This is a genomic window from Nocardia sp. NPDC059177 (genome assembly GCF_042755165.1).
Classification (GTDB): Bacteria; Actinomycetota; Actinomycetes; order Mycobacteriales; family Mycobacteriaceae; genus Nocardia.
In genome coordinates this window covers 1-25,776 of the sequence record NZ_JBHZBX010000037.1, presented here as the reverse complement: position 1 = coordinate 25,776, position 25,776 = coordinate 1, and the positions used below count along the sequence as shown (strand labels likewise).

At 68.6% G+C, this 25,776-nt stretch carries 26 protein-coding genes and 1 tRNA gene; 13 read left to right on the top strand and 14 right to left on the bottom strand.

The window, feature by feature from the left end; translation table 11 throughout:
- The first annotated feature begins 58 nt into the window (after positions 1-58).
- The 3 genes from ACFXK0_RS28375 (at position 59) to ACFXK0_RS28365 (ending at position 3,075) form a co-directional block, all read left to right on the top strand.
- Entirely contained in the window at positions 59-634 is a 576-nt protein-coding gene (locus tag ACFXK0_RS28375; RefSeq protein WP_379414132.1) for a dihydrofolate reductase family protein, read from the top strand.
- A gap of 137 nt (positions 635-771) precedes the next feature.
- Complete coding sequence (locus ACFXK0_RS28370; RefSeq protein ID WP_379414131.1) at positions 772-2,037, top strand: aspartate kinase; 1,266 nt, start codon at positions 772-774, stop codon at positions 2,035-2,037.
- A gap of 3 nt (positions 2,038-2,040) precedes the next feature.
- Positions 2,041-3,075, top strand: coding sequence for an aspartate-semialdehyde dehydrogenase (locus tag ACFXK0_RS28365; RefSeq protein ID WP_379414130.1), 1,035 nt, complete (start codon positions 2,041-2,043; stop codon positions 3,073-3,075).
- Positions 3,076-3,124: 49 nt separating this feature from the next.
- Here ACFXK0_RS28365 and ACFXK0_RS28360 read toward each other — a convergent pair whose 3' ends face one another.
- Positions 3,125-4,474: a serine hydrolase domain-containing protein gene (locus ACFXK0_RS28360; RefSeq protein WP_379414129.1), complete on the bottom strand. Its 1,350-nt coding sequence runs from the start codon at positions 4,472-4,474 to the stop codon at positions 3,125-3,127.
- A gap of 52 nt (positions 4,475-4,526) precedes the next feature.
- Positions 4,527-5,750: an APC family permease gene (locus ACFXK0_RS28355; protein WP_379414127.1), complete on the bottom strand. Its 1,224-nt coding sequence runs from the start codon at positions 5,748-5,750 to the stop codon at positions 4,527-4,529.
- A gap of 791 nt (positions 5,751-6,541) precedes the next feature.
- Here ACFXK0_RS28355 and ACFXK0_RS28350 point away from each other — a divergent pair.
- On the top strand, positions 6,542-6,703 hold the full coding sequence (locus ACFXK0_RS28350; protein ID WP_379414126.1) for a hypothetical protein: 162 nt from the start codon (positions 6,542-6,544) through the stop codon (positions 6,701-6,703).
- A gap of 68 nt (positions 6,704-6,771) precedes the next feature.
- Here ACFXK0_RS28350 and ACFXK0_RS28345 read toward each other — a convergent pair.
- The 3 genes from ACFXK0_RS28345 to ACFXK0_RS28335 all read right to left on the bottom strand — a co-directional run bounded on the left by ACFXK0_RS28345 (position 6,772) and on the right by ACFXK0_RS28335 (position 9,641).
- Positions 6,772-6,845: transfer RNA gene (locus tag ACFXK0_RS28345), tRNA-Pro, on the bottom strand.
- A 68-nt stretch (positions 6,846-6,913) separates the two neighbouring features.
- On the bottom strand, positions 6,914-8,635 hold the full coding sequence (locus ACFXK0_RS28340; RefSeq protein ID WP_379414124.1) for a hypothetical protein: 1,722 nt from the start codon (positions 8,633-8,635) through the stop codon (positions 6,914-6,916).
- Between the two features lie 43 nt (positions 8,636-8,678).
- Positions 8,679-9,641, bottom strand: coding sequence for a metallophosphoesterase (locus ACFXK0_RS28335; RefSeq protein WP_379414123.1), 963 nt, complete (start codon positions 9,639-9,641; stop codon positions 8,679-8,681).
- A 121-nt stretch (positions 9,642-9,762) separates the two neighbouring features.
- Here ACFXK0_RS28335 and ACFXK0_RS28330 point away from each other — a divergent pair, with 121 nt between their 5' ends.
- Positions 9,763-10,227 (top strand): GatB/YqeY domain-containing protein, encoded by a 465-nt coding sequence (locus ACFXK0_RS28330; RefSeq protein ID WP_379414121.1) that lies wholly within the window; start codon positions 9,763-9,765, stop codon positions 10,225-10,227.
- A 55-nt stretch (positions 10,228-10,282) separates the two neighbouring features.
- Here ACFXK0_RS28330 and ACFXK0_RS28325 read toward each other — a convergent pair whose 3' ends face one another.
- Positions 10,283-12,655: a penicillin-binding protein gene (locus tag ACFXK0_RS28325; RefSeq protein ID WP_379414119.1), complete on the bottom strand. Its 2,373-nt coding sequence runs from the start codon at positions 12,653-12,655 to the stop codon at positions 10,283-10,285.
- 372 nt (positions 12,656-13,027) lie between these two features.
- On the opposite strand from ACFXK0_RS28325, the gene ACFXK0_RS28320 reads away from it, so the two are divergent.
- Complete coding sequence (locus tag ACFXK0_RS28320) at positions 13,028-13,351, top strand: WhiB family transcriptional regulator (protein WP_056821932.1); 324 nt, start codon at positions 13,028-13,030, stop codon at positions 13,349-13,351.
- A 105-nt stretch (positions 13,352-13,456) separates the two neighbouring features.
- On the opposite strand, the gene ACFXK0_RS28315 is transcribed toward ACFXK0_RS28320, so the two are convergent.
- Positions 13,457-14,590, bottom strand: coding sequence for an ArsA family ATPase (locus tag ACFXK0_RS28315; RefSeq protein WP_379414118.1), 1,134 nt, complete (start codon positions 14,588-14,590; stop codon positions 13,457-13,459).
- Positions 14,587-15,624, bottom strand: a complete 1,038-nt coding sequence (locus ACFXK0_RS28310; RefSeq protein ID WP_379414117.1) for an ArsA family ATPase — start codon at positions 15,622-15,624, stop codon at positions 14,587-14,589. The genes ACFXK0_RS28315 and ACFXK0_RS28310 overlap by 4 nt, the downstream gene beginning before the upstream one ends.
- A 59-nt stretch (positions 15,625-15,683) precedes the next feature.
- Between ACFXK0_RS28310 and ACFXK0_RS28305 the strand changes: the two genes are divergently transcribed.
- From ACFXK0_RS28305 to ACFXK0_RS28295, 3 genes are read left to right on the top strand one after another with little or no spacing between them, the layout of a single operon-like run.
- Positions 15,684-15,845, top strand: coding sequence for a hypothetical protein (locus ACFXK0_RS28305; protein ID WP_378850599.1), 162 nt, complete (start codon positions 15,684-15,686; stop codon positions 15,843-15,845).
- A 2-nt stretch (positions 15,846-15,847) separates the two neighbouring features.
- Entirely contained in the window at positions 15,848-16,309 is a 462-nt protein-coding gene (locus tag ACFXK0_RS28300; protein WP_379414115.1) for a RidA family protein, read from the top strand.
- A 9-nt stretch (positions 16,310-16,318) separates the two neighbouring features.
- The gene (locus ACFXK0_RS28295) at positions 16,319-17,113 is read left to right on the top strand and encodes an MBL fold metallo-hydrolase (protein WP_379414113.1); all 795 of its coding nucleotides are present in this window, start codon (positions 16,319-16,321) and stop codon (positions 17,111-17,113) included.
- Positions 17,114-17,314: 201 nt separating this feature from the next.
- Here ACFXK0_RS28295 and ACFXK0_RS28290 read toward each other — a convergent pair whose 3' ends face one another.
- Both ACFXK0_RS28290 and ACFXK0_RS28285 read right to left on the bottom strand, forming a co-directional pair.
- A complete protein-coding gene (locus ACFXK0_RS28290; RefSeq protein WP_067454400.1) occupies positions 17,315-17,989 on the bottom strand; it encodes a Crp/Fnr family transcriptional regulator in 675 nt (224 codons plus the stop codon).
- 141 nt (positions 17,990-18,130) lie between these two features.
- Positions 18,131-18,358 (bottom strand): hypothetical protein, encoded by a 228-nt coding sequence (locus ACFXK0_RS28285; RefSeq protein WP_379414111.1) that lies wholly within the window; start codon positions 18,356-18,358, stop codon positions 18,131-18,133.
- A 260-nt stretch (positions 18,359-18,618) separates the two neighbouring features.
- Here ACFXK0_RS28285 and nth point away from each other — a divergent pair, with 260 nt between their 5' ends.
- From nth to ACFXK0_RS28265, 4 genes are read left to right on the top strand one after another with little or no spacing between them, the layout of a single operon-like run.
- A complete protein-coding gene (gene nth, locus ACFXK0_RS28280; RefSeq protein ID WP_379414109.1) occupies positions 18,619-19,299 on the top strand; it encodes an endonuclease III in 681 nt (226 codons plus the stop codon).
- Positions 19,296-19,946 (top strand): TlpA family protein disulfide reductase, encoded by a 651-nt coding sequence (locus ACFXK0_RS28275; RefSeq protein WP_379414108.1) that lies wholly within the window; start codon positions 19,296-19,298, stop codon positions 19,944-19,946. The genes nth and ACFXK0_RS28275 overlap by 4 nt, the downstream gene beginning before the upstream one ends.
- 43 nt (positions 19,947-19,989) lie before the next feature.
- A complete protein-coding gene (locus ACFXK0_RS28270) occupies positions 19,990-20,718 on the top strand; it encodes an NUDIX hydrolase (RefSeq protein ID WP_379414106.1) in 729 nt (242 codons plus the stop codon).
- Between the two features lie 52 nt (positions 20,719-20,770).
- Positions 20,771-21,964, top strand: a complete 1,194-nt coding sequence (locus ACFXK0_RS28265) for a MarP family serine protease (protein ID WP_379414104.1) — start codon at positions 20,771-20,773, stop codon at positions 21,962-21,964.
- A gap of 134 nt (positions 21,965-22,098) precedes the next feature.
- On the opposite strand, the gene ACFXK0_RS28260 is transcribed toward ACFXK0_RS28265, so the two are convergent.
- From ACFXK0_RS28260 to ACFXK0_RS28245, 4 genes are all read right to left on the bottom strand, one after another.
- Positions 22,099-23,085, bottom strand: a complete 987-nt coding sequence (locus ACFXK0_RS28260; RefSeq protein ID WP_379414102.1) for an alpha/beta fold hydrolase — start codon at positions 23,083-23,085, stop codon at positions 22,099-22,101.
- A gap of 59 nt (positions 23,086-23,144) precedes the next feature.
- Positions 23,145-23,630 (bottom strand): phage holin family protein, encoded by a 486-nt coding sequence (locus ACFXK0_RS28255; protein WP_379414101.1) that lies wholly within the window; start codon positions 23,628-23,630, stop codon positions 23,145-23,147.
- Positions 23,627-24,859: a Na+/H+ antiporter NhaA gene (gene nhaA, locus ACFXK0_RS28250; protein WP_379414099.1), complete on the bottom strand. Its 1,233-nt coding sequence runs from the start codon at positions 24,857-24,859 to the stop codon at positions 23,627-23,629. The genes ACFXK0_RS28255 and nhaA overlap by 4 nt, the downstream gene beginning before the upstream one ends.
- A gap of 159 nt (positions 24,860-25,018) precedes the next feature.
- Positions 25,019-25,776: AMP-binding protein (locus tag ACFXK0_RS28245; protein ID WP_379414098.1), on the bottom strand; the 758-nt coding region annotated here is incomplete at its 5' end.

Sequence of the window (25,776 nt, the reverse complement as noted above, 5' to 3'; positions counted from 1 at the left end):
ATTCGTAGTACTACGTTGAAACCACTTCATTCAGAGTACAACAACTTAGGCGGTACCCATGCGAAAGCTTGTCTACTACATCGGCGTCTCGATCGACGGCTACATCGCGGGCCCCGGCGGCGAGGCCGATTTCTACCCGGTCACCGACACCTACGCGGCGGAACTGGGAGCCGAATTCCCCGAAGCCATCCCGACCCATGTCCGCGCGAGCATCGGCATGGATGTCGATACGCCGAACAAGAACTGGGACACCATCCTCATGGGCCGCGGCACCTACGCGCCCGCCTACGACGCGGGCATCCTGAGCCCGTTCGCCCATATGAAGCAGTACGTCTTCTCCTCGACGCTCGCCCCGGTCGACGATCCGAATGTCGAGATCGTCGCCGGCGACCCGGTCGAACTGGTGCGCGAACTCAAGCGCCAGGACGGGCTCGACATCTACCTGTGCGGTGGTGGCAACCTCGCGGCCCAGCTCATCGACGAAATCGACCAGCTGATCATCAAGAGCTACCCGGTCGTGGCCGGCGACGGCATCGCGGCGTTCACCAGTGTCTTCAAACCGACATCTTTCACGGCGGTGCGGCGCAAGGAATTCGACAACGGGGCGCAGGTCACCTGGTTCGACCGGGCCTGAATCCGGTGGTCAGCCACAGGTGACAAGCCTGTGTCGTTTTCCACAGGCGGGGTAGGTAGCGGCGAATCCGGTGGACGGCGGCCGGTACTCTTGGTCGCTGATAGCAGCTCGATTCCCGATCGTGAAGGACCATTGCCGTGGCTCTCGTTGTTCAGAAGTACGGAGGATCCTCGGTGGCCACCGCCGAGCGGATCCGGCGCGTCGCTGAACGGATCGTGGAGACCAAGAAGCAGGGCCACGACGTCGTCGTGGTCTGCTCGGCCATGGGCGACACCACCGACGAGCTGCTCGACCTCGCCGAACAGGTGGCCCCCGCCCCGCCCGCGCGCGAAATGGACATGCTGCTGACCTCCGGTGAGCGCATCTCGAACGCGCTGGTGGCCATGGCGATTCACTCGCTCGGCGCCGAGGCGCGCTCGTTCACCGGTTCGCAGGCCGGTGTCATCACCACCGGCGCGCACGGCAACGCCAAGATCATCGACGTCACCCCTGGCCGGCTGCAGGAAGCACTGGACGAGGGGCAGATCGTGCTGGTCGCCGGGTTCCAGGGCGTCAGCCAGGACAGCAAGGACGTCACCACGCTGGGCCGCGGCGGGTCCGACACCACCGCCGTCGCCCTGGCTGCCGCGCTCAAAGCCGATGTCTGCGAGATCTACACCGACGTCGACGGCATCTTCAGCGCCGACCCGCGCATCGTCGGCGACGCGCAGAAGCTCGACAACATCTCCTACGAGGAGATGCTCGAGATGGCCGCCTGTGGCTCGAAGGTGCTCATGCTGCGCTGCGTGGAGTACGCGCGCCGCTACAACGTTCCCGTTCATGTTCGGTCGTCCTACACCGACAAGATCGGCACCACTGTTTTCGGATCGATGGAGGACATTCCCGTGGAGCAGGCAATCCTGACCGGCGTCGCGCACGACCGCAGCGAGGCCAAGGTGACCGTCGTCGCCCTGCCGGACGAGCCGGGCTACGCGGCCAAGGTGTTCCGCGCGGTCGCCGACGCCGAGATCAATATCGACATGGTGCTGCAGAACATCTCCAAGGTCGACACCGGCAAGACCGACATCACCTTCACCCTGCCCAAGACCGACGGCGCCCGCGCGGTCGAGATGCTGACCAAGCGCCAGGACGAGATCGGCTTCGCACAGGTCCTCTACGACGACCACATCGGCAAGGTCTCCCTGGTCGGCGCGGGCATGAAGTCGCATCCGGGCGTCACCGCCACCTTCTGTGAGGCGCTGGCCAACGCGGGCGTCAACATCGACCTGATCTCCACCTCGGAGATCCGGATCTCGGTGCTGGTGCGCGACACCGAACTCGACGAGGCCGTGCAGGTGCTGCACAAGGCCTTCGATCTCGGCGGCGAAGAGGCCGCCGTCGTCCACGGCGGAACGGGGCGTTAAGCAATGGGTGTACGTGTAGGCGTCGTCGGCGCGACCGGTCAGGTCGGCGCTGTCATGCGCAAGCTGCTCGAGGAGCGCGACTTCCCGGCCGACGAGGTGCGTTTCTTCGCCTCGGCGCGTTCGGCCGGTAAGACGCTGCCGTGGCGCGGCGGCGAGATCGTCGTCGAGGACACCGAGACCGCCGATCCGTCGGGGCTCGACATCGCGCTGTTCTCGGCCGGTGCCACCATGTCGCGCGTGCAGGCCCCGCGTTTCGCGGCGGCCGGCGTGACCGTCATCGACAACTCCTCGGCCTGGCGCAAGGATCCCGAGGTGCCGCTGGTCGTCTCGGAGGTCAACCCCGAGGCCACCCGCAACCTGCCCAAGGGCATCATCGCGAACCCGAACTGCACCACCATGGCCGCGATGCCGGTGCTCAAGCCGCTCCACGACGTGGCCGGTTTGCAGCGTCTGATCGTGTCGTCCTACCAGGCCGTCTCCGGTTCCGGGCTGGCCGGTGTCGAGGAGCTCGCCTCGCAGATCCGCGCGGTCGCCGCCGACGCCGAAAAGCTGGTGCACGACGGCAGCGCTGTGGATTTCCCGGCGCCGAACAAGTACGTCGCGCCGATCGCTTTCGACGTGATCCCGCTCGCTGGTTCGCTCGTCGACGACGGCTCGTTCGAGACCGACGAGGACCAGAAGCTGCGCAACGAGAGCCGCAAGATTCTCGGTCTGCCCGACCTACTGGTCAGCGGCACCTGTGTGCGCGTGCCGGTCTTCACCGGTCATTCGCTGTCGATCAATGCCGAGTTCGCCGAACCGATCTCGGTCGAGCAGGCGCGCGAGCTGCTGGGCAAGGCACCGGGTGTGCGCCTGGTCGATGTGCCGACCCCGTTGGCCGCCGCAGGCCAGGACGAGTCGCTGGTCGGCCGTATCCGCCAGGATCCGGGCGTCCCGAGCGGTCGTGGCCTCGCGCTGTTCATCTCCGGCGACAACCTGCGTAAGGGCGCCGCGCTCAACACCATTCAGATCGCGGAAGTGCTGCTGAACAACCGCTGATTTCGGCCGAACGGGCCGGTCCACTTCTGGTGGGCCGGCCCGTTCGTCGTCAGCGAATGCCCGGGGTGCGCGGATCGTTGCCGACGCAGACCAGCACCGCGCAGCCCGGCGGAATACTCGAAAACGGCGTGGCCAGTGGCTGATTCAGGCAGGCGAACACGGTGCAGCCAGGGTAGGCGAGGGGGCCGACGCCGAAGACCGCGAGCAGGATCTCGGAATCGATGAGTTTGGCCGCGTCGAATTCGAGCGGCGGCTCGACATACGGTTCGGCCGCCGGCACCGGGGTATCGGTGAAGGCGGCGAAGAGGCGGCGGAAGAACTCGTGCGGCAGCTCCTCGGGGTGTGCGATCACTCCGCTCGCGCCGTAGGCGGACTGGTTGCCGAAGGTGCCGGTCCACATCACCGTCAGATCCAGGCTCGGGATGAAGAAGACGTTCTGCAGCGCGAGGCCGGACATGAAGAAGGTGTCCGGCGGCAGGAAGGCGGGCGACTCGGCGCAGCCGGGGCCGATCCAGAACAGGTAGCCGTAGCAGTGGTTCGCCGCCGACGGAGTGCGGGCTTTGCGCAGGTAGTCCGCGGAGATCACCCGGGTGGCGCCCCATCGGCCGTCGTTGGCGACCAGCAGGCCGATCTTGGCGAGGTTGTTGGGCGGCAGCATCAGATGCGCGTACCCGTAGGTGTGGCCGGAACGGTCGCGCGCCCAGTAGTAGTCGCTGCGGGCGATGCCGAGCGGGTCGAACAGTTCCCGTTGCGCGAAGTCCTGCAACGGTTCACCCACGGCCAGTTCGATCACATACGACAGCAGGTCGACATTGCGCTGGCTGTAGCTGAATGTGGTGCCGGGCGGGTTGATCAGGTCCACTGCCAGCGCCTGGACCGCGGAGTTCGGGTCGACCGGGATCACCGCGGTGATGCCCTCGGTGAGCACCCCGACCTTCATGCCGGAGGTCTCGGTGAGCAGGTTCTCCACGGTGATCGACCGATGCTCGGCATCGCCGAGGCCCGGCGGGAGGTAGCGGTCGATCGGTGCGGAGATGTCGAGTGCGCCCTGGTCGGCGGCGATTCCGGCGAGCAGCGACACCACCGATTTGGTGACGCTCCAGATGTTCCACGCCACATTGCCGGTCTCGTGGTTGCGCAGACCCTCGCCGACCAGGCAGTTGTGCCGGAACACTTGGACATTGAGGCGGTTGCGGGTGGCCGCGAACTGCAACGCCTGATCGAGCTTGCCCTGGTCCAGCCCGACCTGTTCGGGTCGCGCGCGTTCGAGTTCACGCTCGGAGGTCACCGCACAGGTCTTCGGTGCGCTGGGGGCGGCCATCGCGGGGGTGGCGAGCAGACTCGCCGAGGCCACCACCGACACGACTGTTCCCACGAGAAATCCCCTGCGCTGCCCCATGCGGGCGAGCGTAGACCCCGCTACCTGCCGTAACCCGTAAAGCGGGGCCGCGTCATCCCCGAATCCGGTACACCGCCGCCCCGACGCCGAGCACCGCGAGCCCGGCGAGCACCGACCCGAGCGGCAACGAGAACCCGACCACCACACAGCCCACCGCCCCGGCGACCGGAATCCAGCGCGCAGGCCGGCCCTCGGCCGCGGTGAGCGTGGCCGCCGACAGATTGGCGATCAGATAGTAGGTGAGCACCGCGAACGAGGAGAACCCGATCGCCGCGCGCAGATCCACCGTCGCCACCAGCACCGCGACAACGACGCCGACCGCGAGTTCCGCGTGCTGGGGCACCGCGAACCGCGGATGCACCGTGGCCAGAGCGCGCGGCAGATGACCGTCGCGCGCCATGGCCAGCGCGGTCCGCGAGACCCCCAGCAGCAACGCCATCAGCGCCCCGGCCGCGGCCACCACCGCACCCACCCGCACCACCGGCGCCAACCACCCGGCACCCGCCACCGCCACCACGCGCGCGAGCGGATCCTGCGCCGCCGCGAGGCCACCCGACCCCAAGGTGAGCAGCGCCGCCACCGCGACCAGCGCGTACACCACCAGCGCGATCCCCAACGCCAGCATGATCGCCCGCGGAATCGTCCGCTCCGGTTCGCGCACTTCCTCACCCAAGGTGGCGATCCGCGCGTAGCCCGCGAACGCGAAGAACAACAACCCCGCCGCCTGCAACACCCCGTACAGCCCGACCTCCCGCACCAGCACCGCCGCCCCCGCATGATCCCCACCGATCCCCACCACGACGACCGCCGCCAGCACCGCCAGCACCACCCCCACGATCACCCGGCTCACCAGCGCCGACTTCTGCACCCCCACACAATTGACCCCCGTCACCACCACCACGACCCCCACCGCCACCACCTGCGCCCGCTCCGGCCACGCGTAACTCCCCACCGTCAACGCCATCGCCGCACACGAGGCCGTCTTCCCCACCACGAACCCCCACCCCGCCAGATACCCCCAGAACGCCCCCAACCGTTCCCGCCCGTACACATACGTCCCACCCGACACCGGATACACCGCCGCCAACCGCGCCGACGACATCGCATTGCAGTACGCGATCACCGCCGCGATCCCCAACGCCACCAGCAACCACGACCCAGCCACCCCCGCCGCGGCCCCCACCGCCACGAACACCCCGGCCCCCACCATCGCCCCCAACCCGACAACCACCGAATCCCCGAGCCCCAACCCCCGCCGCAACCGCCCACCGCTCATACCCCAATCCTCGAGCACCGGCGGTGTTCGCGCGACCCGGACACAGCAAACGCCGCCAGGTCGATGAGGGTGACCTGGCGGCGTTCGGAGTGGGTGTCGACGCCCCACAAGCGCCTCTCGGCGAGTGGTCGCTCGAAGCGACAGATGGGGTGAGGCCCGGGGCTGTTCGGACGCCGACAGGGGGTTCAACGAGGGTGCCCGGCGAATAATTCCGGCGCCCGGATGTGACGCCCGCTACCTGGACAAGCGTGAGGCAGGTCCGCTCGGGAGCGGCCCTGCCTCGAAGGGTGTCGGGCTCAGAAGTTGCTGAACCAATAGAGCAGGCTCGCCAGCAACCAGACGATCATCGTGTCCATCGTCGTTCTCCCTCTTGTCGGTAGTTCCATCATCGCTCGAGATCGGGCGCGTGCCGACAAGTTGTTCTTAAGAACCTCTAGAGACCACCGTCGCATTCTGTTTTCAGACACCGGAACACACCCGGGTCCGACCGGTCTCGAGGGGTGAACGGTCGGGCCCGGCGGTGCAGACCAGAAGGTGGCTCTTCCAGACGCTGAAGACGCACTGCCGACGGTAACCACGCCGACGGACTGGGCCAGGGATGTTCCGTATGTCGATGAGTACGCCGACCGGGCCGGTCCGACGAGGGGTGAGCGGCCCGGTCGTCAGCGTTGGCGCACCGCCTCACCACGGCGCAGGCTCTCCGGAGAGCACTTCTCAACACAGCCCGAACATGCAGGGAACCTCAGCCGATACACCCGCTGGGCAGGATTCGGAAGCGAGGAGGGCAACCCATGACCACTTCCGCCATCGCGCTACTCGTCCTGGCCCTGATCGCGATCATCGCCATCACCATCTACTGGCCGAACCCGCTCGATCGGGACGTGACATACGAGGAACCCCTGGTCGACCGCACTTTCAGCGAGAGCCACTCCCCCCGCAGCGACGGCGTTTGAGCCCGGAAATACGAGGAGCCCCTGACCAGTGAACTGATCAGGGGCTCCTCTGTGTCTCAACCAACACGTCGGGGTGACAGGATTTGAACCTGCGACCTCTTCGTCCCGAACGAAGCGCGCTACCAAGCTGCGCCACACCCCGTGAGGCGAACCTGAAGTAGCTTACAACGCGGTGGACGGAAACGTTAAATTGGCTGGTCAGGTACGGGGCTAGAGGGCGCGGATGGAGCTGAAGATGCGCTTGGCGGTGGCGGCGTCGATGGCGTCGGGGACGCCGGTGTCGGCGACCATGACCATGACGAAGCTGCCGTCGCGGCTGCCCTTGAAGGCGTAGGTGTAGATGGAGTAGGTGCTCGCGCAGCCGGCCTTGGGGTTGGGGACGGTGCCGGTGGTCTCGGTGAACATGCCCTGGGTCCGGCCGTCCATCGACGTCAGTGGCTCGGCGGGGCCCGGGGTGCCGGTGGAGCCGTTGTAGGCCAGCGGCGCGGTCTTCCTTCCGAGTTCGGCGCCTGCCGCGGCGTGGTCGGACAGGTCGGAGCCGGTGAGCAGGGAGACGGTGCGGGTGGAGCCGGGGCAGTAATCACGGCCGTCGGAGGCGTAGCCCTTGCCGATGACGGACTCGCCCGGCGGCTCGCCGAACCCGCCGATGGTCGACTCGGTGGCGACCTTCCAGCTCGGCGGCACGTCGTAGGCGGCGCCGCGGTCGGGGGAGGCGACGACCTGGTAGCCCTCGATGAGCGGCTGCTGCCCCGCCGCCGCGCCGGTCGGCTTGGTGGTGGTTGTCGTCGGCTTGGGCTTGCTGGTCGTCGACGGTGCGGCGGAGGTCGTGAGCGCGCTGACCATCGAAGGGGTGGCGCCGGAGTCGGCGTTGGTGTCGGTCGAGTCGCCGCCGCTCAGGGCCACCGCGGTGACCGTGCCACCGGCGATGACCAGCGCCGCCACCCCCAGCACCGCCCACAGCACTGTCTTGCCACTGGATTTCGGCGGCACCGGCTGGCCGTAGCCGGGCTGCCCGTAGGGCTGGGCGCCGTACTGCTCCAGCGGCGGAACCTCACCGTACTGCTGCGGCGGCGGCTGCCACGCGGACGCGCCCTGGCCCCACTGCTGCTGCGGATTCGGCTGCCCCGCAGCGGGATTCCACTGCTGACCACCCGGTGACGCACCCCACTGCTGCTGCGGCGCGGCCGGGCCACGAAGCTGGGTCGCGTCGGCACTACCCTGCGGCGAACCGGCTTGCCCGGGCGGAGTGTTCGTCCCGGACCACGGCGCGATCTGCGTCTGGTCCGCTGCGGGCCATGGCGAAACCGGTTGTCCGGCAGGTGGATTGGTGCCCGGCGGGGGTGTGCCGGGTTGTCCGGTGGGGCCCCCGGACCATGGCGCGACCTGGGTTGCGTCTGCGGCGGGCCAGGGCGAACCCGGTTGTCCGGCAGGTGGATTGGCGCCCGGTGAGGGTGCGCCGGGTTGTCCGGCGGGCGGTCCGGACCATGGCGCGACCTGGGTTGCGTCGGCTGCGGGCCATGGCGTGCCTGGTTGTCCGGCAGGTGGATTGGCGCCCGGTGAAGGTGCGCCGGGTTGTCCGGCCGAGCCCCCGGACCATGGTGCCACCTGAGTCGCGTCCGCGGCGGGCCAGGGCGAACCCTGTTGTCCGGCAGGTGGGTTGGCCCCGGGCTGGGCCGGGCCGCCCTGCCAGTCCTGTGGGCCCGCGGGGGTCCATGGTGTCGGGTCGGGCAGGCCGGGGGGTGGGCCCGAGCCGTCCCAGCGCAGGGTTGGGGGCAGGCCGGTGCTGCCGGGTGTCCAGACTGCCGTCGCGTCGGGCGTGCCGGGTGCGGGCGTACTCGCGTCCGGCCGGCGCGGGTCGGGTTGCTGCTGCGGTGCACCGGGTCCGCCGAACACGGTCGGGTCGTTGCGCCTGTCGTCGGATCCACTGCTCACGGTTGTTCCCCTAATGACAAGATCTGTCGTTCGGGCCGCAACCCTAGCGGGCGACCGCCTCCGATGTGGACAGGCCGTGGTCGGAGTCGGCGGACGGACGCTTCGGCGGCGCGCCGACCAGCGTCAGCAGCGTGGCCTCGGGACGGCAGCAGAAACGGTACGGCGCCCACGGTGAGGTGCCGATACCCGCCGACACATGCAGCTGCGTGTGCGCACCCCACTGCGAGGCGCCCTTGACCCGCGACTTGTCGATCCCGCAGTTGGTGACCAGCGCGCCGTAACCGGGAACCACCAGCTGACCGCCGTGCGTGTGCCCGGCCAGCACCAGGTCGTAACCGTCCTCGGCGAACCGGTCGAGCACGCGCGGTTCCGGCGAGTGGGTGACACCGATGCTCAACTGCGCCAACTGGTTCGGCGCACCGGCGACGGTGTCGTAGCGGTCGCGCTGCAGGTGCGGGTCGTCGACGCCCGCGCTGGCGATGCGGATACCGGCCACCTCGAGGTCGCGCCGGGTGTGGGTCAGGTCCAGCCAGCCGCGTTCGGTGAACGCCGCGCGCAGATCCTGCCAGGGCAGCGGGTCGCCCAGGACGCGGCGATGATCCTTGTCGAAATACTTCAGCGGATTCTTCGGCACCGGCGCGAAATAGTCGTTGGAACCGAACACGAACAGGCCGGGACGAGCCAGCAGCGCACCGAGGGATTGCACCACGGCGGGCACCGCCTTCGGGTGCGAAAGATTGTCGCCGGTATTCACGACCAGGTCCGGTTCGAGCCGATCGAGTTCGCGCAGCCACTGCTGTTTGAGCTGCTGGCCCGGCATCATATGCAGGTCGCTGATATGCAGAATGCGCAACGTGGGCGACCCGGGCGCCAGCACCGGCATGGTCGCTTCACGCAGCACGAACGCGTTGCGTTCGATCAGCGTGGCGTAGCCGATGCCTGCGACGGCGGCCCCGGCCGCTCCCCACACCGTGCGGCGGACTGCGGACGTCGAGATAACGGGCATTTGCCCAGCATAGGCGACCCCCTCCCGGAACGGCGCGTGTGTTTCCGCACAAATGGTCGGAATTTCTTTCCTCGATGAAAATGTGATGAGAGTTGCGAGGTCGACGGGCTACCGTGAGCCCATGTCGGAACTGAAATCGCAGCTGCGCGCGGATATGACCGCCGCGATGAAAGCCAAGGACACGCTGCGCCTGTCCACCCTGCGGATGTTGCTGGCCGCGATCCAGACCGCGGAGGTCTCGGGGAAGCAGGCGCGCGAACTCTCCGACGCCGATGTCGTGGCGCTGCTGCAGAAGGAAGCCAAGAAGCGCAACGAGGCCGCCGTCATCTACGAGCAGAACGGGCGTGGCGAACTGGCCGCGAACGAGCGTGCCGAGGAAGATGTCATCGAGGAGTACCTGCCGACCCAGCTGAGCGAGGCCGAGGTCGCCCAGGTCGCCGATACCGCGATCGCCCAGGTCGCCGAGGAGCTCGGGGCGCGGCCGGGGATGAAGCAGATGGGGCAGGTCATGAAGGCCGCCACTGCGCTGGCCGAGGGCAAGGTCGACGGGTCGCGCCTGTCGGCCGCGGTCAAGGCGCGGCTCTAGCCCGGAAAACGACGAGGGGCCGCCGTCCGGCTGGACGGCGGCCCCTCGCGCGTTCTTACCGCGGCACCGGGATGGGGATCGGTGGCAGGCGCGGGAGCTGCGGGAGTCCGGGCAGCGCGGGCGCGGGCGTCGCGGGCGCGGCCGGGGTGGTCGGTGTGGGGACGCGGACCGTGCCGTCACTGATGTAGATCGTGATGACCGAGCCCGGGATGGCGGCGCCGTTGGGCGAGCTGCCCATCACGGTGCCCTTGGCCTGCGAGCCCTCGCCGGTCACCGCCGACACCTGGAAACCGGCGGCGGTCAGGATCGAGGTGGCCTCGCCCTGCGACTTGCCCGCCACATCGGGCACCTGCGAGTTGTTCGCGCCGCGGACATACTTGTCGTCCAGCGGCGGCAGCGCGGGCGGCGGGAGGTGCTCCAACATCGGTTTGACCGCGTTGAACCAGGTGCGGGCTGGTTCGTTACCACCGTAGAGATTTCCGCCGCCGCAGTTGCGCAGCGGGAACGAGCAGATCTCGCCGGGGGTCGGGCTGTCGCCGTAGACGTAGACGGCCGAGGCCAGCGAGTTGGTGAAGCCGAGGAACGCCGAGGAGCGGTGGCTCTCGGTGGTACCCGTCTTGCCCGACATCGGCGCCGACCAGCCGGCCGAGCGCGCGGCGCCCGCGGCGGTACCGCTGACGTCGTCCTTGCTCATCGCGTTGGCCAGGGTGTTGGCCAGACCCGGGTCGACCACCTGCTCGCAGGCCTGCTGGGTCAGCGGCACCGTCTTGCCGTGCCGGTCGATGACCTCCTTGATCGGCGACGGCGGGCACCACTTGCCGCCCGAGGCCAGCGTGGCGGCCACGTTCGACAGCTCGAGCGGGTTGATCGCGAACGGGCCGAGGGTGAACGAACCCATGTTGTTGTTCTTGATGTGGTCGGCCAGGCTGGTGTTGCCGTGGCCCGAGGTGCCGGGCTTGGTGTAGGAGCGCATGCCGAGGCGAACGGCCATGTCGACGGCCGGTGCGACGCCGACGTCCTGGATCATCTTGACGAAGGCGGTGTTGGGTGAGGTCGCGAGCGCGTCGGTCACCGACATCGAGCCGGGGTAGGCGCCCGCGTTCTTGACGCACCAGGCGTCGGCCGGGCAGCCGGGGGAGTTCGAGTAACCCATGCCCTTGGCGGCGTAGAAGCTCGGCACGTCGACCTGGGCGGCGATGCCGAGGCCCTTCTCCATCGCCGCGGCGGTGGTGAAGATCTTGAAAATCGAGCCTGCGCCGTCACCGACCATCGAATACGGCTGTCCGAGCAGCGTCTCGTTCGCGTCGACGTTGAGGCCGTAGGTGCGGCTGGAGGCCATCGCGAGCACGTGGTGCGCGTCCTGGCCGGGCGAGACCACCGACATGACCTCGGCGATGTTGTCGAGGTTGGGGTCGGCGGCCTCGGTGACCGCACGCTTGACCGATTCCTGCAGTCGCGGGTCGAGGGTGGTCTTGATCAGGTAGCCGCCCTTGTCGATCTGTTCGCGGCTGATGCCGGACTCGGCCAGGTATTCGAGGGCGTAGTCGCAGAAGAAGCCCTTCTCGTGCGCGGCGATGCAGCCACGCGGCAAGCTGTTGGGCTCGGGCAGCACGCCGAGCGGTTCGTTCTTGGCCCTGGCGAACTCGTCGGCCCGGCTCGGGATGTTCTCGATCAGCGTGTCGAGCACGGTGTTGCGCCGGGCGGTGACGCCTTCGACGTTGGTGTAGGGGTTCAGCTTGGAGCTGGACTGCACCATGCCGGCCAGCATCGCCGACTGGGTGATGTTCAGGTCGGCGGCGTCGATGCCGAAGTAGGTCTGGGCGGCGTCCTGGATGCCGTAGGAACCGTTGCCGAAGGGCACCAGGTTCAGGTAGCGGGTGAGGATCTCGTCCTTGCTGAGTTCGCGGTCGAGCGTCAGTGCCATCCGGATCTCGCGCAGTTTGCGCGCGGGGGTGGTCTCGATGGCGGCGCGGCGCTCGGCGTCGGTCTTGGCGACCACGAGCAGGTTGAAGTTCTTCACGTACTGCTGATCCAGCGTGGAGGCGCCCTGCTGCACTTCACCGGAGGAGGTGTTGGTGAGGAACGCGCGCAGCGTGCCCTGCCAGTCGACGCCCTTGTGTTCGGCGAAGCGCTTGTCCTCGATGGACACGATCGCCAGCTTCATGTTGTTGGAGATGCGCTCGCTGGGCACCTCGAAGCGGCGTTGCTCGTAGAGCCACGCGATGGGCGCCCCGCTCGCGTCGACCATGGTGGAGACGGCCGGGACCGTGCCCTCCACCAGTTCGGCGGACACGTTGTCGACGGCATCGGCGGCTCGGTTGGAGATGAACCCGAACCCACCGGCCAAGGGGAACAACAGCCCGGCGACTAGCACGGCGGCCAGCGCGCAGCTGCCGGCCAGCCTCGCGAGCGTTTGAGTGATCGGCACGAGCCCAGCCTAAAGGGTGGGGTGGCGGGGTTCACTGCTGTGCTGCTCGACGAGGGATGTCCGGGCGGTGCCAGGGGGGTTGCTCGGGCGTGTCAACAAAATGATCACATCGGCGTGTCGCGACCGGGCACGCCGGTGAACAGCGCTGCTGCCCGGTCATCGGCGGATTTGAAGGGACGGCCGTACCAAAAAATCAGGGTCCGGTCTTGCGTAACCGCCATACCTTTACCTAGATTGAGAACCCAGTGTGATAGAGCTAACACTCAAAGTGGAATGTGGTGCGGACCGCAGCGGTAGTTGGGTTGCTGTGATCCGCGCTCGCGATTCTGGAGCGCCGCACAACGGTGTTCGGACTGCAAAGGGGCACATCAAATGCACATCACAACCCCCATCGCTCGACTGGATGTAGAGCAGGCCGAGGCAAGGATCGCTTGGGTTGCCCAGGCGCGATGCAAGGAAGTGGACCCCGATCAGCTGTTCGTTCGCGGTGCGGCCCAGCGCAAGGCGGCAACGATCTGCCGTCATTGCCCGGTGCTGATGCAGTGCGGCGCCGACGCGCTGGACAACCGGGTGGAGTTCGGAGTGTGGGGCGGGATGACCGAGCGGCAGCGGCGCGCGCTGCTCAAGCAGCATCCCGATGTGACCTCGTGGGCGGAGTTCTTCAACGCCCAGCGCCAGCACCAGGTAGCCATCTAGCAGGCGAGACCTGACCGTTATCACAAACGGCGCCGAGCCCGCAGCGTTTGCGGAATCGGCGCCGTTGGCGGGTGTTACGGGACTGTTAGCAATAGCGGACGGTAATCAGGAGGCAGCGGGTGTGCCTGCCAGCTGGTCACCGACGGCGCGCAGCGCCTCCAGATCGGAGACCTCGAACGGCAGCGCTGTCACCGACACGATCGCGACCCGCGGATGGGCGCCGGTGAACCGATGCAGCAGTCGCTGTTCGCGTTTGGCGGTCGCCACCCGGTCGGCGTGGATGCGCAGCACCGAGGCGGTCAGCGGGTCCGAATCGGCCAGCCGGTCGGCCGCGGTCTGGGCGTGCTCACCGGACAGGCCCGACAGCGCGGGATGGGTCCGGTTGAGCACGAGGCCGGCCAGCGGCATCTGCTCGGTGGAGAGCCGGTCGACGAAGAACGAGGCCTCGCGCAGCGCGTCCGGCTCGGGCGCGGCCACCACGAGGAAGTGCGTGCCCGGCTTGGACAGCATCGCGAAGGTCCGCTCGGCGCGATCCTGGAACCCGCCGAACAGCGATTCCAGCGACTGCAGGAAGGTCGAGGCGTCCTTGAGCATCTGGCCGCCGACGATGGTGGAGACCCCACGCATCGCCAGGCTCATCGCGCCGGTCACGAACCGGCCGACACCCCGGCCGGGCGCCATGATCAGCCGGATCATCTTGCCGTTGAGGAAATTGCCGAGCCGCTTGGGCGCGTCGAGGAAGTCCAGCGCGTTGCGGGAGGGGGGAGTGTCGACCACGATCAGGTCCCACTCCTTGCGCCCGGCCAGCTGACCGAGCTTCTCCATCGCCATGTACTCCTGCGTGCCACCGAACGAGGACGCCACCGTCTGGTAGATCGGGTTGGCGAAGATCTGCTCGGCCTTGTCCGAGCTGGTGTGCTCGAGCACCATGTCGTCGAAGGTGCGGCGCATGTTCAGCATCATCGCGTGCAACTCGCCGGGCACCTCGGGGCCCAGCGCCACCCGCTGCGGGGTGTTGTCCAGCTCGGCGACGCCGAGGGACTGGGCCAGCCTGCGCGCCGGGTCGATGGTCAGCACCACGACCTTGCGGCCCGCCTCGGCGGCCCGCAGCGCGATCGAGGCCGCGGTCGTGGTCTTGCCGACCCCGCCGGACCCGCAGCACACGATCACGCGGGCGCTCGGGTCGGCGATGATCTCGGAGACATCCAGCGCGGGCGGGGTGGTCACTTGCTCGCTCATCGCACTCCCTGCGCGGATAGCTGTTCGGCCAGTTCGTAGAGTCCGCCCAGGTCCATGCCCTCGCCGAGGGCGGGCAGCGACAGCTGGGGCACGTCGACGACGGCCAGTTCGGCGGCGCTGGCGTCCTGCGCGGCCAGCATGATCGCGTGGTCGACGGTCTCGGTGATCAGGCCGGCGAAATCGGACTCCGGCACGGTGATTCCGGCCTCGGCCAGGCCGGCCGCGATCTTGGTGGTGTCGAGCTCACCGCGCACGGCGGTGTCGCGGTCGGCGGGGGTGAGTTCGGCGGTGGCCGCCCGGTTGACGATCACCGTGCCGATCCGCAGGTCGTTGGCGGTCAGCTCGGCGACCGCGTCGGCGGTCTCCTGCACCGGCAGCGCCTCGAGCAGCGTCACCAGGTGGATCATCGTCTGGTCGGAGTGCAGCAGCTTGGACACGCCCTCGGCCTGCGAGGCGATCGGGCCGCCCTTGGCGATCTCGGCCATGGCCATGGTGACGTCGAGGAAGCTGGCGATCCGGCCGGTCGGTGGCGCGTCGACGACGATGTCGTCGTAGGCGGGCTTGCCGTTCTTGTCGGCCCGCACCACGCATTCCTTGATCTTGCCGGTGAGGATCACGTCCCGCAGACCAGGGGCGATGGTGGTGACGAACTCGATGGCGCCCATCCGGCGCATCGCCCGGCCCGCGAAGCCGAGGTTGTAGAACATGTCGAGGTATTCCAGGAAGGCGTGCTCGATGTCGAGCGCCAGGGCGAACACCTCGCCGCCGCCGTCGGCGCTGGCGATCCGGGTCTCGGTGGGTGGCAACGGCGGCCGGTCGAACAACTGCGCGATCGATTGCCTGCTCTCCACCTCGACGAGCAGTACCTTGCGTCCCCCCGCGGCCAGCGCGAGTGCCAGTGCGGCCGAAACGGTCGACTTACCGGTCCCTCCCTTGCCGGTCACGTAGTGCAAGCGGGCTTTCGCTGCGCGCTGTGGCCATCCGGTCGACGGTCCGGGAACCGACGAAACCGGCTCTGCTGTTGGTGCTCCCACGTGGCCGAGCCTATAACCCGTTTCTCGGCGGTGTTCGGGGTGCGCCCTAAACTCACACCATGAGTGACATCACCCTGTGGGAGTACGCGACCGTGCCGCTGTTGACGCACGCGACCAAGCAGATCCTCGATCAGTGGGGCGCCGACGGCTGGGAGCTGGTCACGGTGCTGCCCGGCCCGACCGGCGAACAGCACGTCGCCTACCTGAAGCGGCAGAAGTAGCCGTGGCCACCGCCTGGAAGGACGCGCTCGACCGGCTCGGGGTCACCCTGCCGCCGGTCGCCGCTCCCGTCGCGGCCTACATCCCGGCCGTGCGCACCGGTTCGCTGGTGTACACCTCCGGCCAGCTGCCCTTCGTCGACGGTGAGCTGTCGGCGGTCGGCAAGGTCGGGGCCGAGGTCGATGTGGAGCAGGCCAAGCAGGCCGCGCGGCTGTGTGCGCTGAACGCGCTGGCGGCCGTGCACGATCTGGTCGGGCTCGACCAGGTGGTGCGGATCGTGAAGGTCGTCGGATTCGTCAACTCCGCACCCGGATTCACCGATCAGCCGATCGTGATCAACGGCGCGTCGGAGTTCCTCGGCGAGGTGTTCGGCGAGGCAGGCGTGCATGCGCGGTCCGCGGTGGGAGTCTCGGAACTGCCGAAGAACACGCCCGTCGAGGTGGAATTGATCGTCGAGGTCGGATAGGCAGCCGTCATGGCACTGGAACATCCCGCGTACGGCCAGGTCAGGGCGGTCACGCCGACGGCGTCGGTGCTGCTCGCCGACAACCCGTCACAGATGACGCTCGACGGCACCAACACCTGGCTGCTGCGCGGACCCGGTAGCGACTCCTACGTGGTCGTCGACCCGGGACCGAAGGACAAGAAACACACCGCCGACATCGTCGCGGCGACCGGCGGCCGGATCGCGCTGACCCTGATCACCCATCACCACCCCGACCACACCGGCGGCATCGATCACCTGGTGAAAGCCACCGGGACGCCGGTGCGGTCGGTGGATCCGAAATATCTGCGCGGCGAGGTGACCGCGCTGGTCGCCGATGAGGTCATCGAGGCGGCGGGCCTGCGGATCACCGTGCTGGCCACCCCCGGCCACACCGGCGACTCGGTGAGTTTCCTGCTCGACGACGCGATCGTCACCGGGGACACGGTCCTCGGCCGGGGCACCACCGTGCTGGCCTCGGCGCCGGGCGCGCTGGCGGCGTTCCTGTCGTCACTGGAACTGCTGCTCGAACGCGGCGCGGGCAAGGCGCTGCTGCCCGCGCACGGCCCCGATCACCCCGACGCGGCGCCGGTCGTGCGCTACTACCTCGAGCACCGGCGCGAGCGGCTCGATCAGGTGCGGGCAGCGCTGGCCGAATTGGGCCAGGACGCGGGCGCTTTCGAGGTGGTGCGCAAGGTGTACGCCGATGTGGACAAGCGGCTGTGGCCCGCCGCGCGCAGCTCGGTCAAGGCACAACTGGAATACCTACGGGCCGAACAGAGTTGAACGCCTTCCGATCGCAGGCACCACAGGTGCCTGCGATCGGAAAGCGTTCGAAAACCCCGACGTCCCAGCGGCCCGACAGATCTCGCAAGCACATGGGTGACTCACCGGGCACGGGCTAACCCCGCCACCCACTGAGTCTGGCCGCCCGCACCATCTTCCCCGCACCTGAGTCCGGCCGAAAATCGCGGGGAGGCGGAACAGTCAGCGAGCGCGACGTGCGAGGCGCTCGGAATCGGAGATCAGCACGCTCTTGCCCTCGAGGCGCAGCCACCCGCGATGGGCGAAATCGGCGAGCGCCTTGTTGACGGTTTCGCGGGAAGCGCCGACCAGCTGGGCGATCTCTTCCTGCGTCAGGTCGTGGGTCACGCGCAGCGCGCCCGCTTCCTGGGTACCGAAGCGCTGTGCGAGCTGCAGCAGCGCCTTGGCGACGCGGCCGGGCACGTCGGTGAAGATGAGGTCGGCGAGGTTGTTGTTGGTGCGGCGAAGGCGTCGTGCCAGCACGCGCAGCAGCTGCTCAGCGATCTCGGGGCGCTGATCGATCCACGCCTTGAGCGCGTCGCGGTCCATCGTGACGGCGCGGACCTCGGTGACCGTGGTCGCGGTCGAGGTACGCGGGCCAGGGTCGAAGATCGACAGTTCACCGAACATGTCGGACGGACCCATGATGGTCAGCAGGTTCTCCCGGCCGTCGGGTGAGCGACGACCGATCTTCACCTTGCCCGTCGTGATGATGTACAGCCGATCGCCGGGTTCGCCCTCGTTGAAGATGACGTGGCCGCGCGGGAAATCTACGGGCTGCAGCTGCTTGGCGAGCGCGGCCACCGCGGTGGGCTCGACGCCTTGGAAGATGCCTGCTCTGGCGAGGGCCTCGTCCACGAATGTGCTCCTTATGGGATATGGCTTGCGAACCTGGTCGAGCGAATCGACCAACAGCGCAGTCTACGCGGCATCACGACAGCACAGTGACAGACACCACGTAAAGAGTGGATTGCGCTCGGTGCGCACACTGTGAAGAGGTCAGCTCGCCCGCGCTACATCCATCTCGGACGTGCGGGAACGGCGCTTGCGCACGCGCGCTACGGCGGCGGGCAGGCCGAGCTTCGTCAGCTCTTTCACTTCGGCGTTGCTGGCATTGTCCAGGTACTGCTGAACCTCTTCGTCGGGTTCGAGAAGCTTTCGGAGCCGATTCTCGACCCGCTCCATCCCCAGCGCGAACAGCATCAACAGCACTGGGAAGAGCACCACAGCGAGTCCTTGCATGACAGGCAGTAAACACGGTCCAGGTCTCAGATGGAACACAGGCGCCGAACTGAGCGGCGAATGTTGTCAGGGCGGTTCCGTATGGTGAACAGGTGCCCGTTTCCCCCTCCGCCGCAGCCACCAGCGCGGCCGCGTCCGCCGTGGAAACGGCCGCGTCGCCGGCTGGTCTGTCCGCGGCGCGCAAGCGCAGGAACAGGTCGATAGCTGCGGAAACGCGGGTCGGGCTGGTTCGGCGTGCCCGCCGGATGAACCGCACCCTCGCCGCCGCCTTCCCCGGCGCGCACTGCGAGCTCGACTTCACCACCCCGCTGGAGCTGGCGGTCGCGACGATCCTGTCCGCCCAGTGCACCGACGTCCGGGTGAACCTCACCACTCCCGCGTTGTTCGCGAAGTACCGCAATGCGCGCGACTACGCCGAGGCCAACCGAGCCGAGCTGGAGGAATACATCCGGCCGACCGGCTTCTACCGGAACAAGACCAGCTCACTGATCGGGCTCGGCCAGGCACTGGTCGAGAAATACGACGGTGAATTGCCTCACACCCTGCCCCGTTTGGTCGAATTGCCCGGAATCGGGCGCAAAACCGCCAACGTCATCCTGGGCAACGCGTTCAACGTGCCTGGCATCACCGTCGACACTCATTTCGGCCGCCTGGTGCGCCGCTGGAAGTGGACCGAGGAAGAGGATCCGGTCAAGGTCGAGCACGCGATCGGCGAGCTGATCGAGCGCAAGGACTGGACGATGCTCTCGCACCGGGTGATCTTCCACGGCCGCCGCGTGTGCCATGCGCGCAAGCCTGCCTGCGGCGCCTGCGTCCTCGCCGCCGACTGCCCGTCCTTCGGCGCCGGGCCCACCGATCCAGCCGTCGCCGCCGAACTGGTGAAGGGTCCCGAGCGCGACCACCTGCTGGACATGGTCGGACTGTGAGCGCTCCCGACGAATCGTCGCCGCCGCGACGGCCGGTGGTTCGCTGGGTGATCGCCGCGGTGATCCTGGTCCTCGCGGCCGCGGTGGCGCTGTGGCCGCGCGAGGACTCCGGCGGCACCGACCCGGTCGCAGGCACCGCCCAGCCGCCGGCGGGCGTGTCCGCGCAGGAGCGGGCGGCCGCCGGACTTGCGCCGTGCCCGGTCGCCAGTGCGCCCGGCGCCGGTCCGCTGGCCGGGATCACCCTGACGTGTCTGGCCGACGGCGCCCCCGTCGACCTGGCCGCGGCCCTCGCGGGCAAACCCGCCCTGCTCAATCTCTGGGCCTACTGGTGCGGCCCGTGCGCGGTCGAGCTGCCGCACCTGCAGGAGTTCGCCGAGCGGGCAGGCCCGGCGCTCACCGTGCTGACCGTGCACAGCGATCCGGACGAGGCAAAAGGGCTGGCCCGGCTGAGCGGCCTCGGCATCACCCTGCCCGGCGTCTCCGACCCACAGGCCACGGTGCGCACGGCGGTCGGCGCGCCCGCGGTACTGCCGATCTCGGTGCTGGTGCGCGCCGACGGCACAATCGCGAGCGTGGAGGTGCGGACCTTCGCCGACGTGGCCGACATCGCCGATACGGTGTCCGCGAAACTCGGGGTCACGGTATGACAGAAGAAGACGTGGTGTGGATGTGGTGATCGAAGGCGATGGCGTGAACGGTGTGGCGAGGCTCGACGATTCCGGTATCCCTTCGTGGTTGCACGCCGCGATCAGAACCGGTGGCCCCGGTGCCGCCGACACCCTGTCGACCTCCCGCGCGCTGCGCCGGGCCATGTCGATCACCGGCAAACCACGCCAGGCCGCCGTGCTCGTGCTCTTCGGCGGCGCGACCGAACCCGACGCCGACGCCCCCGGCGGACTGCCCGCCGACGCCGATGTGCTGCTCACCCAGCGCGCGTCGACCATGCGTCAGCACCGCGGCCAGATCGCCTTCCCCGGCGGCGCCGCCGACCCCGGCGACGGCGGCCCGGTCGGCACCGCGCTGCGCGAGGCGGCCGAGGAGACCGGGCTCGACCCGGGCGGTGTCCAGCCGTTCGCGCTGCTGCCGAAACTGTTCGTCCCACCGTCGAAGTTCGACGTGACCCCCGTGCTCGGCTACTGGCGGGCACCCAGCGCGGTCGGCGTCGTCGATCCGGGCGAAACCGAGCGTGTCGTGCGAGTGCCGCTGACCGAATTGCTCGATCCGGCACACAGATTCATGGTGCGTGGCAGTCTCGGCTACCAGAGTCCCGCATTCCAGGTCGACGGCATGCTGGTGTGGGGTCTCACCGGCGGTATCCTCGCCGGCATCATCACAACGGCTGGCTGGGAACGAGACTGGGATCGGGGCGACGTGCGTGATTTGGAGAGCTCGCTGGCTGCGGTCGGAATGACCCTGTGAGCGAGCGCAGGAAGCGGCCCGCGGTCGAACCCGGCACCGGCGAGGCGCGCGCATGAGCGCCTCGGTGTGGCTCGATATCGCGGTGGTCCTGATCGCGCTGGTCGCGGCGTCCACCGGCTGGCGGCAAGGGGCGGTGGCCTCGGCGCTGGCCTTCTTCGGTGTCGCGCTCGGGGCCGTGGCGGGCATCCTCATCGCGCCGCACATCCTCCGGCACCTCAGCGAGGGACGCAGCCGGGTGCTCGGCGGCATCCTGCTGATCGTGCTGCTGGTGATCGTCGGCGAGGTCGCGGGCATGGTGCTCGGGCGCGCCGCGCGGTCGAGCATGCGGCATCCGGTCGCCCGCAGCGTGGACAGCGTGGTCGGCGCGGTACTGCAAGCGGCGACCGTGCTGGTCGCGGCCTGGCTGCTGGCGCTGCCGCTGGCCACCGCGTCGCAACCGGGCATCGCCCAGGCCATCAACGGATCCCGGGTACTCGCCGACGTCAACGCGATAGCGCCGAACTGGCTGCGCAAACTGCCCAACGAATTCTCCAAGCTGCTCAACACCTCCGGGCTGCCGGACGTCATCGGGCCGTTCGGCCGCGCGCCGATCGCCGCGGTGGAACCGCCGGACCCGAGCGTGCTCGCCAGCCCGGTCGCGGCCTCGCTGCAACAGAGCGTGCTGCGCATCCGTGGCGTCGCGCCGAGTTGCCAGCGGGCGCTGGAGGGTTCGGGCTTCGTCGTCGCGCCGGAACGGGTGATGACCAACGCGCACGTCGTCGCAGGCACCAACAGCATCTCGGTCGACACCGCGCGCGGCGCCCTCGACGCCACCGTGGTGCTGTTCGATCCGTCCAAGGATGTCGCGGTGCTGGCGGTACCCGGACTGACCGCACCGGTCGTCCCACAGGCACCTGAGCCGGCTGACTCGGGTGAGAGCGCCATCGTGCTCGGCTATCCCGGCGGCGGGCCGTACACGGCCAGTGCCGCGCGGGTACGTGAGACCCTCGACCTCACCGGGCCGACCATTCACCGTGACGGGGAGATCGAGCGTGAGGTCTATACGGTGCGTGGGCAGGTTCGCGCGGGCAACTCGGGTGGGCCGCTGGTCGATACGCAAGGGCGGGTTCTCGGCGTGGTCTTCGGCGCCGCGGTCACCGATGACGACACGGGTTATGTGTTGACGCTCAATGAGGTCGCTGCGGAACTGGCCGCTGCTGCACCTAGCAGCGTCGCGGTGGATACGGGTGGCTGTGTGTTGAGTTAGTTGTTCCAGATCGAGTAGCGATTGGCGCTGCGCCCCAGGGGTGTGGGTGCTGGGGTGGTGCCCATGGCGGACCTGAGTGGTGCGGTGTGGCTGGCCGTGCGCGGTTGTGGTCGCCGCTGCTTGGGGTGTGGGCGTCAGGGGGAGACGAGGCCGTCTTGGGGGGAGCCGTTGACGCCGTTCGGGTTGCGCCAGCGGGTGGTCAGGACTTCGTTGACCCGGGTGGGGTTCTCCTGGTGGGCGTAGTGGCCTGCGTCGGGGATCGATATCAAGGTTCGGTCGGGGGACAAGCGGGCGCCACGGTGGACGGTGGCGGGCAGTAAGTAGGGGTCCTGTTCGCCGCGGAGGGCGAGGACGGGGATGTCGATGGGGGTGCGCATGGTCGCCATGAAGCGTTTGCCGTCGGGGCGCCATTGGCTGCGGAAGGCCCAGCGCTGGTATTCCAGTGCGCAGTGGGCCGCGCCGGGGATGCGGATGGCGTGGCGCATGCGGGCCGCTGTCTCGGTGAATTCGGCAGTGCGCGACCAGGTTCCACCGACCCGCTCACCCAGCAGGCGTTCGACCTCGGCGCCGTCGCGGCGGGTCAGTAGGTGTTCGGGGTAGCGCGGCAGCTGGTAGCGCAGGAAGTCGGGCAGCCAGGTGGCGCGCTGGGCCCGATCGCGCAGGATCGCGCTCTTGAGGGCGGCGGGGTGGGGCGAGCCGATGACGGCGATCGAGCCGACCAGCCGGGGATGCAGTACGGCCGTGGCCCAGCAGACCAGCCCGCCTTCGGCGTGTCCGACGAGGGTGGCTTCGGTGTGACCGAGCGCGCGGACCAGGCCGGCGACGTCACCGGCCAGCGTCCAGCCGTCGTAGCCACGCGGTGGTTTGTCGGAGTCGCCGTACCCGCGCAGGTCGACGGCGACAGTGCGGTAGCCGTGGCGTGGCAGCCCGGTCAGCTGATGCCGCCACGACCACCAGAAGTCGGCGAAACCGTGCAGCAACAGCACCAGCGGCGCGTCCGCGGGCACGGTCGTGTCGGCCTCGACGACGTGGAACCGGATTCCGTTGGCGTGCACGTCACGGTGGGTCCACGGTCCGTCGTAACGGACGCTGGACGGATCCGGGAGCGAATTGGACGACACGCCGATCGAGCCTAGTAGGCGGGTCCGGTCGGTGCGACCGGGCCCGCCCGGCGCGTCCGCTAGTTGCTCGACTTCTCCAGCGAGGGGGTGGCCTCGCGGTGGGTCAGCGCGGCGGGCAGCACCTCGGCGGTCTGCTTGAGCGAGCCGATCGTCTTCTGCGGCGCGCGCAATTTGCGCACCTTGAGGTAGCCGAGGAAGGCCAGCAGCGCGGTCGTCACCACCATCAGCGCGAACACGATCAGGAACGCGGCCCAGCGGTACAGCCACACGTCCAGCAGTTCGGCGAGGAAGAAGAAAAAGAAGAACGAGCTGAACAACAGCACGGTCAGCGCGAGAATGAAGAACACGCTGCCGGTGAGCCCCTTGCGGACCTCCGCGGTGACCTCGGCCTTGGCCAGCGCCACCTCGGCGCGCACCAGTGTCGACATCTGCTCGGTCGCGTCGCGGACCAAACTGCCGATGCTGGCCGATCCGGGCGGATTGGCGTCGGTCAACGGGATGGAAGTGACCGTCCGACCGTCATTTCCGCCTTGGGTGTAACTCACTTCGTCGACCCTTCTCTGTCCGGTGGTAGTTCGTCCGCGTCTCGGCGCGCCTGGTGCACACGTCCTCGGCGCAACAGTAGCGCCGATCCGATCAGCGATGCTGCCATGGAGGTCACCAGAACGGCGGCCTTCGCGAGATCGATGGCTTGCTCGCCGACATCGGCCAGCGCGAGTTCCGCCACCAGAAGGCTAACGGTGAACCCGATCGCGCCCAGTACCGACAGGGCGAACATGTCGCGATATCCCAGTCCGGCAGGTCGTTTGGTCCAGCCGAGCCGGATGGTCAGCCAGCTGACGCCGAAGATGCCGATCGTCTTGCCCAGCAGCAATCCGAGGATGATCGCCAGCGACAACCGGTCGGTGAACAACGATCCGAACACCGCGCCGTTGAGCGGCACGCCGGAGGCGAACAGCGCGAACAGCGGCACGCACAGCCCCGCCGAGATCGGCTGGACGACATGCTCGAGGTGGGTGGCGGGCGCGGTGCGTTCACCCGGGTCCTTGCGCACCCGGGTGAGCAGCCCGAGCGCGACACCGGCCAGCGTCGGGTGGATGCCGGCTTCGTGCAGCGCGTACCAGCACACCAGGGCCAGCGGCAGGTAGATCAGCGGTGTGTGCAGCCGGTATCGCTGGGCCAGGGCCCAGGCCGCGCAGCAGGCCAGCGCCGCCACCAGCCACAGGAGCGACAGCGAGGCGGTGAACAGCACCGCGATGAGCACGATCGCCAGCAGATCGTCGACCACGGCGAGGCTCAGCAGGAATACCCGCGCGCTGGCCGGGATCCGCGAGCCGGTCATCGCGAGCACCGCCAGCGCGAAGGCGATGTCGGTGGCCACCGGGATGGCCCATCCCTTGTCCATGCCTGGCACGCCGTGCCCGACCACCAGCGCGATCACCGCCGGCGTGACGACACCGCCGACCGCGGCGATGATCGGCAGCGCGGCCCGTTTCGGATCGGCCAGCTCGCCGACCACGAATTCGCGTTTGAGTTCCAGGCCGGCGACGAAGAAGAAGATCGCGAGCAGCCCGTCCTTGGTCCAGTCGGCCAGGGTCAGGTCCAGGTGCAGCGCCGGAATGCTCAGGTGCGCGCCGATCATCGTCTGATAGCTCGCGCTCCAGGGCGAGTTCACCCAGATCAGCGCGACGGCGGCGGCGATCAGCAACAGCGCGCCGCCGACGGTCTCGGTGCGGAGGTAGCGGGTCAACTCGGAGCGGACGCGGGTGATCAAGCGAGGCCTCTCGGCAGGGGTGGACGCGGCTACGGGCGCTCGTCCACACCCCGTGGAGCATCGGATTCACGACCGCACGCCGACCAGACTTCCCGGCACACCTGCCGATGATCTTATCGGACCCGGTCGGTGGCTCCGCCGCCACCGACCGGGCACGCCCTAGTTGCCGCCTGCCCGGATGGCCTCGAAAACACCCGGATCGACCAGGGTCGAGGTATCGCCGAGCTCGCGCCCCTCGGCCACGTCACGCAGCAGCCGCCGCATGATCTTGCCGCTGCGGGTCTTGGGCAGTTCCGGCACGAGGTGGATCTCGCGCGGCTTGGCGATCGGGCTGATCTGTTTGGCGACCTCGGCTTTGAGTTCGTCGACCAGGCCGGCACCGGCCCGGCCCGCCGCGTCACCGGTGAGGATGACGAAGGCGACGATGCCCTGACCGGTCGTCGTGTCGCTGGCGCCGACGACGGCGGCCTCGGCTACGGCCGGATGCCCGACCAGCGCGGATTCGACCTCGGCGGTGGAGATGCGGTGCCCGGAGACGTTCATGACATCGTCGACCCGGCCCAGCACCCACAGATCGCCGTCGGCGTCGAGCTTGGCGCCGTCCCCGGCGAAGTACCAGCCCTGCTCGGCGTAGCGCTCCCAGTAGGTGGCCCGGTATCGCTCCATATCGCCCCAGATACCGCGCAGCATCGACGGCCACGGCTTGTCCAGCACCAGGTACCCGTTGGCCTCGGTCTCGCCGAGCTCGACCGGCTTGCCTTCCTCGTCGACGACGGTCGCCGAGATCCCCGGCAGTGCGCGCATGGCCGCGCCGGGTTTGGCGGTGGTGACGCCGGGCAGGGGCGAGATCATGATGGCGCCGGTTTCGGTTTGCCACCAGGTGTCGACGATGGGGGTTGTGCCTGCGCCGATGACTT